The organism is Anaerococcus nagyae, from assembly GCF_017874535.1.
Taxonomy (GTDB): domain Bacteria; phylum Bacillota; class Clostridia; order Tissierellales; family Peptoniphilaceae; genus Anaerococcus; species Anaerococcus nagyae.
Map to the genome: position 1 here is coordinate 82244 of NZ_JAGGLS010000003.1, position 13650 is coordinate 95893.

14 protein-coding genes are annotated in these 13650 nt (G+C 29.3%); 11 read left to right on the top strand and 3 right to left on the bottom strand.

Annotated features, from left to right (window positions below; all coding sequences use genetic code 11):
- The first annotated feature begins 689 nt into the window (after nt 1–689).
- The 11 genes from J2Z39_RS03540 to J2Z39_RS03590 all read left to right on the top strand — a co-directional run bounded on the left by J2Z39_RS03540 (nt 690) and on the right by J2Z39_RS03590 (nt 10244).
- Complete coding sequence (locus tag J2Z39_RS03540; RefSeq protein ID WP_209813822.1) at nt 690–2093, top strand: alanine/glycine:cation symporter family protein; 1404 nt, start codon at nt 690–692, stop codon at nt 2091–2093.
- 594 nt (nt 2094–2687) lie between these two features.
- Complete coding sequence (locus tag J2Z39_RS03545) at nt 2688–3701, top strand: CAMP factor family pore-forming toxin (RefSeq protein WP_209813824.1); 1014 nt, start codon at nt 2688–2690, stop codon at nt 3699–3701.
- Nucleotides 3702–3850: 149 nt separating this feature from the next.
- The gene (locus tag J2Z39_RS03550) at nt 3851–4537 is read left to right on the top strand and encodes a type 1 glutamine amidotransferase domain-containing protein (RefSeq protein ID WP_209813825.1); all 687 of its coding nucleotides are present in this window, start codon (nt 3851–3853) and stop codon (nt 4535–4537) included.
- Between the two features lie 281 nt (nt 4538–4818).
- A complete protein-coding gene (locus J2Z39_RS03555; RefSeq protein WP_209813827.1) occupies nt 4819–5100 on the top strand; it encodes a DUF503 domain-containing protein in 282 nt (93 codons plus the stop codon).
- 1 nt (nt 5101) lies between these two features.
- A complete protein-coding gene (locus tag J2Z39_RS03560) occupies nt 5102–5869 on the top strand; it encodes an EFR1 family ferrodoxin (RefSeq protein WP_209813829.1) in 768 nt (255 codons plus the stop codon).
- Between the two features lie 62 nt (nt 5870–5931).
- Nucleotides 5932–6282: a Spx/MgsR family RNA polymerase-binding regulatory protein gene (locus tag J2Z39_RS03565; RefSeq protein ID WP_209813831.1), complete on the top strand. Its 351-nt coding sequence runs from the start codon at nt 5932–5934 to the stop codon at nt 6280–6282.
- Nucleotides 6279–6887: a hypothetical protein gene (locus J2Z39_RS03570; RefSeq protein ID WP_117521324.1), complete on the top strand. Its 609-nt coding sequence runs from the start codon at nt 6279–6281 to the stop codon at nt 6885–6887. The genes J2Z39_RS03565 and J2Z39_RS03570 overlap by 4 nt, the downstream gene beginning before the upstream one ends.
- A complete protein-coding gene (locus J2Z39_RS03575; protein WP_117521326.1) occupies nt 6887–7384 on the top strand; it encodes a GAF domain-containing protein in 498 nt (165 codons plus the stop codon). The genes J2Z39_RS03570 and J2Z39_RS03575 overlap by 1 nt, the downstream gene beginning before the upstream one ends.
- A 72-nt stretch (nt 7385–7456) precedes the next feature.
- Complete coding sequence (gene brnQ / locus J2Z39_RS03580; RefSeq protein WP_117521328.1) at nt 7457–8824, top strand: branched-chain amino acid transport system II carrier protein; 1368 nt, start codon at nt 7457–7459, stop codon at nt 8822–8824.
- A gap of 28 nt (nt 8825–8852) precedes the next feature.
- On the top strand, nt 8853–9479 hold the full coding sequence (gene trmB / locus J2Z39_RS03585; RefSeq protein ID WP_117521330.1) for a tRNA (guanosine(46)-N7)-methyltransferase TrmB: 627 nt from the start codon (nt 8853–8855) through the stop codon (nt 9477–9479).
- 153 nt (nt 9480–9632) lie between these two features.
- A complete protein-coding gene (locus tag J2Z39_RS03590; protein ID WP_117521332.1) occupies nt 9633–10244 on the top strand; it encodes a DUF4230 domain-containing protein in 612 nt (203 codons plus the stop codon).
- A gap of 45 nt (nt 10245–10289) precedes the next feature.
- On the opposite strand, the gene J2Z39_RS03595 is transcribed toward J2Z39_RS03590, so the two are convergent.
- The 3 genes from J2Z39_RS03595 to J2Z39_RS03605 form a co-directional block, all read right to left on the bottom strand.
- On the bottom strand, nt 10290–11003 hold the full coding sequence (locus J2Z39_RS03595; protein WP_117521334.1) for a heparan-alpha-glucosaminide N-acetyltransferase domain-containing protein: 714 nt from the start codon (nt 11001–11003) through the stop codon (nt 10290–10292).
- A gap of 287 nt (nt 11004–11290) precedes the next feature.
- On the bottom strand, nt 11291–11800 hold the full coding sequence (locus J2Z39_RS03600; RefSeq protein ID WP_117521336.1) for a type 1 glutamine amidotransferase domain-containing protein: 510 nt from the start codon (nt 11798–11800) through the stop codon (nt 11291–11293).
- Nucleotides 11801–11850: 50 nt separating this feature from the next.
- Nucleotides 11851–13641: an ATP-dependent helicase gene (locus J2Z39_RS03605; protein ID WP_209813832.1), complete on the bottom strand. Its 1791-nt coding sequence runs from the start codon at nt 13639–13641 to the stop codon at nt 11851–11853.
- Between the last annotated feature and the right edge of the window lie 9 nt (nt 13642–13650).

Below are 13650 nucleotides of genomic sequence, written 5' to 3' on the forward strand. Positions count from 1 at the left end.
TAAGCTACAGCCCATGAGATTTCTCCATTCACTACGTTCGGTCGAAATGAGTTATGCTTTCCCATATCGACTAGATGAATGTAGCTTGATTTGCTACATTCATCTCTAAAACTAGTGCGAATGAAATAAGCGCACTGAGAGATCTCTTGGGACTTCTCCATTCCGCTACACTACGTTGCGCTCCAGTCTAAATGGGTTATGGTTCACCATCTCGACTAAGCGAATGAAATGAGCGCATGGAGAGATCTAGTGTGGCTTTGCGCTCACTGCATTCGGTCGAAATGAGTTAGGATTTTCCATCTCGACTAGATGAATGTAGCTTGATTTACTACATTCATCCCTAAAATTAGTGCGAGAGCACGGAAAAGTTTGCTTTGCAAACGAGTTTTAGTATGAGCGTAAGCGAATGAACGCAGAGATCTCGTGTGGTTTCTGCGCTAACTAGATTTGGTTGAAATGGGCAAATTATAAATCTTTCTTATTATCATTGTTATTAAATAAAAGTTAAAAATAAGCCAGCAGATAATAACAAAATATATACTATATAATTTATTACCCTTATAACAATTGTTATATATTTGTAAATCTTTGCAATATATTAGCACAATCTTTTTTATTACTTGCAATAATTAAAAAAATTTTATATAATAGGTAAGTATTTCATATAAGATTAAGTTAGGAGGAATTATATGCAATATTTGCTTAATGCAGCAGATTTTTTGTGGTCCCATGTCATTGGCTACGTTTTACTTGCGGTAGGACTGTACTATTCATTAAGACTTGGATTTCCACAATTTAAATATTCTGGACAAATTAAGAAAGTTTTAAGAAAAAACTTAAAAAGTTCTGAAGGTGTCAGTGGTTTTGCAGCACTTGCAACTGCAGTTGGTGGACAGGTTGGTACAGGTTCTTTAGTAGGGGTAGCCTCAGCTATAGCTTATGGTGGACCTGGTGCTATTTTTTGGATGTGGATTACAGCTCTTTTGGGGATGATCATCACATTTGCTGAAACTGTTTTAGGACAATTATATAGAGTGAAATTAGATGATGGTACATACAGAGGAGGTCCTGCTTATTACGTACAAAATGGTCTTCATTCAAGAGTTTTTGCCGTAATAACAGCATTCTTCTACATAATAGGTGTAGGCTTATGTATAGCCTTTATGCAATCTAACTCTATCAGTCAAGCGTTTACAGGAGTTGTAGATGCCAATCCAATTTGGCCTGGTATAGTTGTGGCTATAGCTGCTGCAATCATTACTATTGGTGGTGTTAAAAGACTTACAAACTTCTCTTCAAGAGTAGTTCCAGTAATGGCTGGCGCTTATGTACTTGTAGTTTTGATAATAGTTATAACAAATATAACAAAGTTTCCAGCGGTTATTGGCCTTATATTTAAAAGTGCTTTTACTGCTCAAGCAGCCGTTGGTGGTATTATAGGCCATACAGTTATGGATGCCTTTAGACATGGTGTTGCTCGTGGATTATTTTCAAATGATGCTGGGAATGGTATAGCTGGTATCATGCATGCAGCTGCTGATGTTAAACATCCTGCTGAACAAGGATTTTTAGGTATGTTTGGTACCTTTGTAACAACAATTATTATTTGTTCATTGTCAGCTTTTTCCCTACTTTTGACAGGAGTTGTTGGCGATCCAGCTAATGGTGATGGAATTGTTTTAGTTCAAGATGCTTTCCAAACTATAATGGGAATACCTGGTAGATGGTTAGTATTTTTTGCTATGCTAATGTTTGGTTTTACAACTCTTATAGCTGATTTATTCTATGGTGAAAGTAATATAATTCTTATCTTTAAGGAAAAATATAAAGTCCCACTTTGGATTTATAGGATTATTGCATTTATCATGTTTATTGTAGCTACACAAATGGATCTAGAACTTGTATGGGGATTCATAGATGTATTTGTTGGTATAGTTGTAATTATCAACGTAATTTCCTTATTCCTATTATTTAAGGATGTTAGAATGGTACTTAATGACTATAAGAGACAACTTGATGAAGGAATAGAAGATCCTGTATGGCACAGAGAAAAAGAATATCATTTACATTCATATAAAGAAAATAAAAAATAATAAAAGGGGCTGTTGCAAAACTGTGAATAATTATCGTCCCACCATCAGAAGTTTCTCTTAAGAAATTTTTTACATAGCCTGCAAGCTCATGGAGGTAAAATTTCCATAGATGTTCTTCTAATTATATTGGGACGATTTATTCATTCTGCACCAGCACCTTTTTTTATGTAAGGTATGGAATTATAGTAAGATAGCTTATTTTATAAACTTGTCAATTAACATCTAAAATACATAATTTCTTTTTAATTTATTTCACCTATATTGATCTCATAACTATAGTTTTCTCATAGCATTATTAAAATCTACATTTCTAATTATTGTTCTTATCTCTAGAATTATATAGATTTTGTTTTATATTTTTTAAAATAAAATTTTAATTATAAATTTTACTCATATATATTTGCTATAAATACTAGCTTTCAAGGATTTTATAGATGCATACAATAGTTATAAAATATGAGAAGTATTTTAATTTTAAAATTCAATATATTATATTTAATAAGTAACCACAAAAATGTGTATTTTAATATTTTCAGTATGTGTTATCATAATAATCGACAAGGACATATAACATAAACACAAGGGGGAAATATTATGAAAAACACAAAAACAAAATTATTAGGACTAACACTATCAGCATCATTTGTATTATCTTCTCTAGCTCCAGCAGTAGCATCAGCTAGTGCAGAAGATGTAGCAACATCTAATTATGCTGTAACACAAATTGATCCAAGTGCAATAAATCCAGAAAAAATCAAAGATGTTATAGATAGAGCTGAATCATTAAAGAAAATTGTAAATAATTTACCTGTTCCAGGTAAAGGTGGTTACCTTAAAGCTTTAGATAAAATTATCGGAACTCTTAAAAATCTTGATCCTTCAAAAGCAGGCCCAAGAGTAGAACTAGCTTCTGATACAATTGAAGCAATCAGATTTTCAATTAAAGATATTCAAAATAAAACTAAGAAAGCTCATGTTGATATAGGAGTTGAAATAACAAAAGCAGCATTAGTTATGGTTGATCCATATGCAAGTAATGAAAAAATAGAAAAAGCTAGCGAGAAATTACAAAAAGCTATAGAAACTGCAAAAGAATCAGCAGATATTACTGCGCAAGACGTTGCTACAATATATGTTAAAAAGCCTCTTGCTAATTTAATAGAAGAAGCTAGAAAACTTAGAAGAAATAAAGATCTTACAGAAGATCAAAAAGCTGAATTAAATAAAGCTATCAAAGAAGCAGTTCATACTAAAAACCAAGCTAGAGTTACCGTTGGAGAAATCACTGCTGCACAAGCTAAACTACAAAATTTCTTAGATAACTTTACAATTGGTAAAGTAGAAAATCCTACTGAAGAAGAAACTATAGATCCAGAATTCAACGATAAAGATGTAACAAAGGAAGAGGATTCTGATCTTGTTGATCTTGAAAATTTAGATACTACTGATGTGGAAGAGCCAGAAGAAACAGGAGAAGCAGAAAAAACTCCTGAAGAATCTGAAGAAGAAGCAGAGGAAACTTCTGAAGCAACAGAAGAAGAAACTAAAAATACAGAAGAAATTCCAGAAGCTCCAGAAGAAAACGAAACAATAGAAATTAACGAATAATTTCTTCTATAATATCCTTCTATTATACAAGTATTTTAGATGATTGAGGACCTTATGGTCCTCTTTTTTTCGAGTAATTAAATGTTTAAAAATACTTTTATAGGTTATAAAAGTCAATAAAATGGTTATTATAATTATAGAGGAATATTATGAAAAATAAAATTTTAATGGTTCTTACAAATAGATCCAGATATGAAAATGGTTTTGAAAAAACAGGTTTGTGGCTGAGTGAAGCTACCGAATTTATAGACGAAGTAAATTTTAGATATGAGATTGATTATGTAAGCTCCAAAGGAGGAAAAGTTCCATTAGATCCGCGAAGCCTAGAAAAGAAATATGTGAAAAAACGTGATATAGAGATTATGGAAAGTTTTGATTTTAAAAATCGTGCTTTAACAAATTCTCTAAGACCAGATCAAATAAACCCCAGTGAATATATAGCCATTTATTATGCTGGCGGACATGGTGTACTTTGGGATTATCCTCATGATTATAATGTACAAGTCCTAGCCTCATATATTTATAATCATGGAGGCTACATAGCTACAGTTTGCCATGGACTAGCAGGGATACTAAATCTATTAGATATGAAAGGTGGATATTTTATTAAAGACAAAAATGTCACAGGTTTTACTAATGCTGAAGAAATATTAGGAGGAAAGTTTAATAAGCTTCCATTTTTAACTGAAAATGAAGCTCGTAGAAGAGGAGCAAGTTTTAATCAATATTTGCCTTTTACAGAATATGTAATAAAAGATGGTAGATTAATTACTGGTCAAAACCCTCAATCAGCTAGAAAAGTAGCACAGATATTATTAAGTAATATATCAAAATAGTATCATTTTCTTAGTTAAATACTATATATAATTATTATGTAAGTCCTTAGGGCTTACTTTATTTTTATTTAAAATATTTAAATAAAAAAATAATATAAAAATTCTTTTAAATAATTTTCTAATATTTATATTGGCAAATTTTTGATTATTAATTATAATAATTACTAGTCGTATTTATTAGAGCTTGATGAAATATTTAAATTTATTATCAATATAAGCAATATGGCGTTATTTTTTATTACAGCTTTAAAAAAAGATGAATTACATAGTTAGGATATTTGATGTATATATATTTATTAGATATAAAATTTAAAATTGATTGTAGTTTTAGCCTCAAAGATAAGAGGGAAGTTATCAGATCAATCATAGATTATGCTAGAAATTCTCTTAAGATATCGTCTGCAGGGCTTACAGATAATGATATGAGAAATTTTGCCCATTTAGGATTTGTAACCATATCAAATGATAATGATAAAGCTAAAACTATTCTTGAAAAGTTAGTTAATCGAATAGAGATAAAATATCCAATAGAAATAACTGATTATTACATAGAAAGGATTTAATATGCTAATATATTTTTCAGCAACAGGCAATACTAAGCATTTAGTAGAAGAAATTGCCTATAAAGATGAAGAAATAATTGCAATAGATAATGCAGATAAGATAAAAGAAATTAATTTAGGAAAAAATGATAGGCTTGGAATATTAGCTCCAACTTATGCAGGAGGACTTCCAGAAAATTTAAAAGTTTTTTTGGAAAATTTAATTATAAACTATACTAGTCATCCTTATACATTTTACATAGGAACTTGTGGTGGCTCTACAGGTTTTAGTAGCAAAGAGCTAAGGGATATATTTATAAAAAAGGGAATGGAGCTAGAAGCAAGCTTTTCAATAAAAATGCCAGATGCATTTCTTCTTTTAACAGACGTAAATGACAAAGAAAAGATAAACCGAATTAATAAACAAGCCGATAGAGAAATATTAAATATAAAGCAAAAGCTTGATAGTGGAGCTATAGGTGATTTTGTTGAATCAAAATTACCAAAAGCCATTGCTAGTGCAGTTCAATCAGCCTATGGGAAGTTTAGATTAACTGATAAATTTAAGGTAAGCAATGCATGTATATCTTGTGGAATCTGTGCTAGAGATTGTCCAGTAGATACAATTAAGATAACTATGGATAGACCTACTTGGGTAAAAGAATCATGTTTACTTTGTCTAAGGTGCTTGCATGCTTGTCCGACAAATGCTATTAGTTATGGAAAGAAGACTAAGGGTCGTGGTCAATACCTACATCCTTCATATCATGATAATTTAGATGAATTATAGAAGATAAAAGTGGGTAGACATCTAATACCCGCTTTATTAATTAAAAAAATGAGGAGGATAATATGAAATTAATTTGTTATAAAAAATGTACTACCTGTAAGGGCGTAGAGAAAATGTTAGAAGAAAAAGGTATTTCTTATGATTATCGTGATATAAAAGAAGATAATCCAAAATCAAGTGAACTTAAATCTTGGCATGAAAAAACAGGATTACCAATAAAAAGGTTCTTTAATACTTCTGGTAAGATTTATAGAGAAAATAATTTAAAAGATAAGGTAAATGATATGAGTTTAGATGAGGCTTATGATCTTTTATCAACTGATGGGATGCTTGTAAAAAGGCCAATACTCTTCACTGATGAGGGAGAAATTTTTGTAGGACCAGATGTAAAGAAATATATAGAAAGTTTATGAAAAAAAGATATAAATTTAACATAACGCGTTATATAATATATCTAATAATATTAGTTATTGCTTATCATTTTGTAATAAGTCATCCATTTACTAATAAAGAAAAAACGCGAGATGAAATAGTATCAGAAAATATAAAAGATTTAGAAAAATCTACAAATGAACTAAAGGGACTTATTAAAAAGGATAAAGATGCACTTAATTCGTTCTTTTATAATGAAAAAACTTACGAAAAGATAAGAGGTCTAATAGATACTTATCCAGATGATAGGGAACTAAAGATAAATGATAATTTAAAAATAATACTAAATCAAGAAGGCAGTCCTGTGAAGGTAAGATATAAGAGAGCAGAGTTTGAAATAGTAAATACCAAGCTTGCTCCTACAGAGGATAGTCAAAATAAGCCAGAAGTTATAACTGATGTAAAAGTTATAGAAAATCCTAATGGGATAAATAGATTTGAGCTGATTCATGATTTAAAGACTTATTTAGTAGATTCATATGGGCAAAATGCCTTAAATAATTTCTTAGATGGGATTATTAGAGATACTATTATAGAAAATAAGGAAATAATAGATAAATTAGGTAAAAACAACAAGGAGAACTGATGACTTTTGAGTTAAAAGGCTTAGTAAATTTAGATGATAGAAAACGTATGGATGAGTTAATAAATTTTATAAAAATACAATTAGATGATGAGAGTGATAAATTAGCTTTGATGAGTAATATATCAGCTTTTATTATGGGTTCCATAAGAGATCTAAACTGGGCTGGATTTTATTTTTATAAAGAAGATGAGCTTATCTTAGGGCCTTTTCAAGGACTCCCTGCTTGCACAAGACTTAGCTTAGATAAAGGAGTTTGTGCAAAAGCATTTTGTAATAAGAAAACTATAAAGGTTGATGATGTCCATGAGTTTACTGATCATATAGCTTGTGATAGTCAATCAGAAAGTGAGCTTGTACTTCCACTTTTCAATGAAGAGAAAGTTTATGGAGTCCTAGATTTAGATTCTCCTATAAAAAATAGATTTACTGATATAGAGCTTGAGGGTTTCACAAAGATAGCTAAACTAATCGAAGAGAAAATATATGAAGAATTTTGAGAAGGCCTATGTCTTCTTTTTGTGTTTTTTTTCTTTTTTTGATATAATTATTCAAATATTAAAGGAGAATTTATGAAAAAGAAGTTAAACTTTAGAGAAGTTTTATTAGTGGGATCATTATTATTCGGATTATTTTTTGGGGCTGGAAATTTAATATTTCCTCTAGAATTGGGTCAACAATCTGGATATAATCTAAATCCTGTGATTGTAGGCTTTTTAATATCAGGTGTTGGTTTACCTATTATTGGTGTTACCGCAGCTGCAATGAGTGATAGCGAATCATTATTTGAACTTGCAAGGCCCGCTAGCAAAAAATTTGCGTATTTTTTAACTGTATTATTATATATAACAATAGGCCCTGGCTTTGCAATTCCTCGTACTGCTACTGTGTCATATGAAATTGGACTCAAAGGTCTTACAAATGTAAGCGATAAAGCTATGCTCTTAGTGTTTTCTGTAGTATTTTTTAGCTTAGCCTTGTATTTTTCCTTAAAAAAAGGAAATCTTATAAATACAATCGGTAAGTATATGACACCAATTTTTTTGATTTTATTAGCTATATTACTTATAATGTCTATAGTAAATCCAATGGGTCCAACAAAATCAATACCGCCAATAGAAAAGTATCAACAAAGTCCATTTACTATAGGAATTATAGATGGATATAATACCCTTGATGCTCCCGCATCTCTTGCTTTTGCTATAATAATAATAGCAGCTATAAAAGAACTTGGTGTAAAGGAGCCTAAATATATTGCTAATGAAACGTTAAAAGCAGGTCTTATCTGTCTAATTGCTATGAGTCTTGTTTATTCATCTCTTGCTATAATGGGCTCGGCATCAACATCTATTATGGATATCAAAGAAAATGGAGCCTTGGTTTTAGCCGCTATTAGTAATCATTATTTAGGTAAATATGGCCACATTTTGTTTAGTTTAATAGTATTTATAGCCTGTCTTAAAACAGCTATTGGTCTAATATCTGCCTGTTCAGAAATGTTTAACCAGCTTTTAAAATTTGATATTTCCTATGAGAAATACTGTGTGATTTTTGCTATAGTTTCATTTTTGATAGCAAATCTAGGACTTAATACGATAATATCATTATCGGTTCCAGTATTAATGTTCTTATATCCTATTTGTATAGTTCTTATAATACTATCTCTATTTTCATTAAAGATAGGTAAAAACCATAATATATACAAATGGACCCTTATATTTACAATAATAGCTGCATTTTTTGATCTTTTATCAAATTTACCTTATGGTTTAGCCGATAGCTTATTAGTTAGCAAAACTTTAGCCTTGCCTAAGAGATTTTTACCAGGATTTGATTTGGGATTTGGTTGGATCTTGTTAGCATTGATTGGTTTTGTAATTGGATATATAATTGATAAAAACAATAAGAAAAGTAAAGTAAGCTATACGTCTGGCAATTAATAATTGCCAGTTTTTTGTAAGGAGAATTATGAGATTAAGATTTAAACCAAATGCTATTCCAGAAATGAAAGGGAATGATAAAATATTTTTCTATCCTAGGGATATGAAAGATAAGTGGTGTGAAGTATTTAATAATGAAAATCCAATCCACTTAGAAATAGGTGCAGGAAAGGGTGATTTCATAGTGGAGATGGCAAAGAGAAATCCAGGAATTAACTTCATAGCACTTGAAATGAATACTAATGCTTTTGTTATAGCTAGTAGAAAAATTGAAGAAGAAAAGTTAGAGAATGTAATAGGTTTAGTAGATTATGGAGAGGAATTAACAGAAACTTTTGGAGAAAATGAGATAGATCATATTTACATAAATTTTTCAACTCCTTGGCCAAAGACAAAACACCACAAAAGACGTTTGAGCCATCCTAGATTTTTAGAAAGATATAAGATTATTATGAAAGATGGAGGAATAGTTGAGCAAAAAACAGATGATAGAGGATTTTTTGATGATTCTTTAAAATACTATGAAGATTTTGGCATGGAAATTTTGTACAAGAATTATGATCTTTTAGAAGAAGAATCGATAGTAACCGAATATGAGAAAAAATGGAGAGATAGAAATAAGCCTATTTATTATGCAAAAGCTAAGTTTAGATAAATCATTTCTAGATAAATTTATTATATATACTAGTTTAATTTATCTGTATTAAAGAAAAGTTATAAGTAAAGAAACTTAATTTTATTTAACATGGACTTTAATTTATTTATATTTACTGTATAATATTATCAAAACATAAATAAAGGAATTAATATGACTAAAAGAAAGAATGGTTTTCTTCAGGGACTTATAGCAGCCCTTATAGTAACTGCTATAGCTGGTATTTTTGGATTTTTAATAAAAGATAAGTTTGCAGTGGAAGAAAATGACGAGATCACATCGGATATCGTAGAATCTTCCCTAAAAGAAGTAAAAGAACTTACAACTTTAAAATACCATTATAAAAATGTAGCTTCATTTGAAAGTAGTCAACAATTTCAAGGAATCAAACTTCCATTTACAACTAAAAGTTTCTTATATACCTATGAAGGTGATATAAATGCAGGGGTAGATCTTGATCAAGCGAATGCAAGTGTAGATGAGAATAATAAGATTATTACCATTAAGCTACCAGATGCTAAGATTTTAAGTCATGATATAGATGAAGATTCTATAATGATATTTGATGAAAAAAACTCGGTATTTAATCCTATGGAACTTGAAGATTATACCAACTTTAGAAAAGAAGAGGAAGCAAAGGTAGAAAAAGAAGCTGTAAAAAAGGGATTGCTAAAACAAGCTAGTCAACAAACAGATAAAGCTATAAAGGAAATATTAAACATTAATCCTATTATAGCAGAAGAATACACAATAAGCATCAAATAAAAGCTGGGTCATTTTACATACCCGGCTTTTTTATAGTATCTAAATTTATATAGTGAGCTTATATACTAAAGTAACAATAGGGTAGAGAACAACTTGGTGTGTTAAGTATATGATCATAGCATGTCTGCCAATTTTTGCCAGCCAATTATCTTTACCGTATTTATAATAAAAGTTATTTGAAATTAAAAACTTCCCTAAAGAAAAACCTGATAAATATATAAATATCCAAGGAATCATAGGGAAATAATCACTTGAGGCAAAATTACTTCCAGGGAAACCAAGTATGGCTAAATTACTATCATAGAGATTTTTAAAAAAGTTATAAGTATATAAACTTCTTTCTGGTATATTATAAGTAAATATAAAGATCACTAAAAATATAAAGAAGTATTTAAAATCAAAATCAAGATGCTTTTGCAAAATCCCTGTTATAAGCATTGATGCGCCAAGTCCATTGAGTACTCCCCAAACAATCATTTGCTCGGGAGCAAAAAAATAGGTAGTAAGACTTATAGCAAATCCAATCAAAGATGTAATTAATCCCCTATTTATATTTTTTTCTGAGCTTAAAAAATTAGAGGTAATTCCTGATATGATAAAAAATGAGCAGGCTATAGATAGCTGCCATATTTTATTAAAAAGTGTTCCATCATACCAAGAAATTTTCCAGTAAAAATTTATATTATACATTAAGTGAAATAAAACCATGGAAATAATTGTAAATCCACGGAACTTGTCTAAATTATAATTTCTTTTCATAACTTTATTATAACATTTATATTATTATTTATATAATCAATTTACAAAAATATAGCTAAAGTTGGGAGTTCGTATCTCATAATTTTATAAGATGATATAAAAAAACATTATAAAGAAAAAAATAGGGAGTTTTAGAGACAAATAAATCGTTCCAAAATAATAGGAACATCCTATCAAAAGTTTGGACTCTATGAGTCAGCGGGCTAAATATCAAACTTTCTAATAGGACACCCAATGATGGAACGATGGATATCTATTAATTTACAGCAGCACCATAATTATTTGTATTACTTACCAAGTTCTTTAACTACTGTTGTAACATGAACAGGTAGATCCACTGGTGTTCTTGCAGTTATGATATTATTATCAACTACACATTCTTCGTCTACCCAGTTTGCACCTGCATTTTTAATATCTGTAGAAATTGTTGAGACTGATGTTGCTTTTACTCCATCAAGTATGCCAGCTTCTGCTAATACCCATGGACCATGGCATACAGCTGCTACTATTTTGTCTGCTTCGTGCATTTCTTTTACAAATTTAACTGTATCTTTATTTTGTCTCATCGCATCTGGAGAATACCCACCTGGTATATATACTGCATCAAAATCGGATGCACTAACTTCACTAGAAGCTTTGTCAGATTTTATAGTCCAACCACCAGCTTTTCCTGTATATTCTGTATCAGCTTCACTACCTAATAGTGTTACTTCATAATCTTCTCTAAATCTATGATAAGGATAGATTAATTCTGATTCTTCAAAATTATTTTCAACTAAAATTGCAATTTTTTTCATTGTAATCTCCTTTATGTTTCATCATCTTATCTAAATTATATATACCCAAATTATTGATTTTTAATATCTTCATAAAAAATGGAAGCTTTTACTTTCATCCCATTTCTATTTTTTAGACTCAAAAGATAAAGATTAGAACGAGCTCTAGTCATAGCAACATAAAACATTCGTCTTTCTTCTTCTATTCTCATATAATTATCATTCATATCTAGGAGCATAGGAAATTCATTCTCTATTAAATCTATTACAAATACATCATCATATTCTAAGCCTTTTGATTTGTGGATAGTTGATAATATAAGATTAGAATCATTTCTTTTATTTAGAATCTTTTCGAATATTAACTTTTTTTCATAAAATTGATCAAGATCTTTTAAACCTTTAGTAAAGTTTATAAGACTTTCTACATACAAGGCTTTATTTATAATTACTTCATAGTATTTATTAGAAAAAACTTTTATATAATCTCTATAACCCATATTTGAGTAAATATAGGCTATTTTTTTATCCAAACTTAGCTTTCTTAAGTATTTAAATTCTTTTTCTTTTCTCATTAGATTATAAGACTTTTCATCATCGACAATCTCATGTAGATAGTCAAATATATCGTAGTTAATTGGCTTTTGATTAAGTTTTTCTATATCCTCTCGGTTTAGGTACGTTTTAATCATATAGTAAATATTAGAAAATAATTCTACATCATCAAAATCTTCACTAAAACTAATTATATTGATAATATCTTTTAGGATTTTCGAATCAAAAAAATCATAGGATCCATTGTTTATAGAAAAATCTCGGTTATCTTTCAATAAAAAGCTTACCATATTTAATGAAGAAATATTATTTCTATACAAAATAGCTGTTTTTTTATTTGAGTCTAAATGACTAATTATATACTTATAAGCATCTTTGCTATTTTTTAATCTAGCAAGTCTAATGGGTGTAGTAGCTGGATGGTTGGTATATAGGTCTTTTTTAAATCTATTTTGATTTTGCTTAATGAAATTTTTTGATCCAATTACTATATTTGCTTGGGATCTATGATTTTCATCCATAGTAAGTATTTTAGAATCAGGATATATTTTTTTGAAATTTAGCAAGTAATCTGGATTTGCTGCTCTAAAGGAATAAATAGATTGATCATCATCTGCTACTACCATAAGGTTATTTTCCGGATAAACTATTTTTTCTAGAATTTTAAATTGTATAAGAGAAGTATCCTGTCCTTCATCAAGTTGAATATATTTATACTTGCTTTTAACAGATCTTAATAAACGATTATCTTCATTTAGGAGTTTTAGGGCGATAACTTGCATATCATCAAAATCTATATAGAAATTTTCTTTTTTAAATTTCTCATATGCTATATAAACTTTTTCTATATTTTTTATTTGAGAGTTTTTAAGGTATGAAATATCATCCATAGAATTTTTCATATAGCCAACATAACTAAAGAAGTCATCAAGATCTTCAGAAGATATAACTTTACCGTTTATGTCTAAATAAATTTGTTTTATTAAGTTATATTTATTGTATAGATCATCACTTTCTAGTATTTTTATTCTGCGATTTTTCTTTTTATAATAGTTTCTTATTATAAGATAGCAAAAGGCATGGATAGTCATAAAGTTTGTCTTAAGACCATTGTATCTTATTTTCATATCATTAGCCTGAGTTTTAGAAAATGTTAGAGAAAGAATATGAGATGGATCTATATATTTTTCTAGTATATTAATTCTTTTCAAAAGCATTGTTGTTTTACCAGCTCCAGGTACGGCTAGTACTAGACACGGTCCATTTATGTGATTTGCTGCTTGGAATTGTTTTTCTGTTAGTTTCATATAATTATC

What these genes read in the sequence shown, in the direction of transcription:
- J2Z39_RS03540 (WP_209813822.1), top strand. Translation starts at nt 690, where the DNA reads ATGCAATATTTGCTTAATGCAGCAGATTTTTTGTGGTCCCATGTCATT.
- J2Z39_RS03545 (WP_209813824.1), top strand. Translation starts at nt 2,688, where the DNA reads ATGAAAAACACAAAAACAAAATTATTAGGACTAACACTATCAGCATCA.
- J2Z39_RS03550 (WP_209813825.1), top strand. Translation starts at nt 3,851, where the DNA reads ATGAAAAATAAAATTTTAATGGTTCTTACAAATAGATCCAGATATGAA.
- J2Z39_RS03555 (WP_209813827.1), top strand. Translation starts at nt 4,819, where the DNA reads ATGTATATATATTTATTAGATATAAAATTTAAAATTGATTGTAGTTTT.
- J2Z39_RS03560 (WP_209813829.1), top strand. Translation starts at nt 5,102, where the DNA reads ATGCTAATATATTTTTCAGCAACAGGCAATACTAAGCATTTAGTAGAA.
- J2Z39_RS03565 (WP_209813831.1), top strand. Translation starts at nt 5,932, where the DNA reads ATGAAATTAATTTGTTATAAAAAATGTACTACCTGTAAGGGCGTAGAG.
- J2Z39_RS03570 (WP_117521324.1), top strand. Translation starts at nt 6,279, where the DNA reads ATGAAAAAAAGATATAAATTTAACATAACGCGTTATATAATATATCTA.
- J2Z39_RS03575 (WP_117521326.1), top strand. Translation starts at nt 6,887, where the DNA reads ATGACTTTTGAGTTAAAAGGCTTAGTAAATTTAGATGATAGAAAACGT.
- brnQ (WP_117521328.1), top strand. Translation starts at nt 7,457, where the DNA reads ATGAAAAAGAAGTTAAACTTTAGAGAAGTTTTATTAGTGGGATCATTA.
- trmB (WP_117521330.1), top strand. Translation starts at nt 8,853, where the DNA reads ATGAGATTAAGATTTAAACCAAATGCTATTCCAGAAATGAAAGGGAAT.
- J2Z39_RS03590 (WP_117521332.1), top strand. Translation starts at nt 9,633, where the DNA reads ATGACTAAAAGAAAGAATGGTTTTCTTCAGGGACTTATAGCAGCCCTT.
- J2Z39_RS03595 (WP_117521334.1), bottom strand. Translation starts at nt 11,003, where the DNA reads ATGAAAAGAAATTATAATTTAGACAAGTTCCGTGGATTTACAATTATT.
- J2Z39_RS03600 (WP_117521336.1), bottom strand. Translation starts at nt 11,800, where the DNA reads ATGAAAAAAATTGCAATTTTAGTTGAAAATAATTTTGAAGAATCAGAA.
- J2Z39_RS03605 (WP_209813832.1), bottom strand. Translation starts at nt 13,641, where the DNA reads ATGAAACTAACAGAAAAACAATTCCAAGCAGCAAATCACATAAATGGA.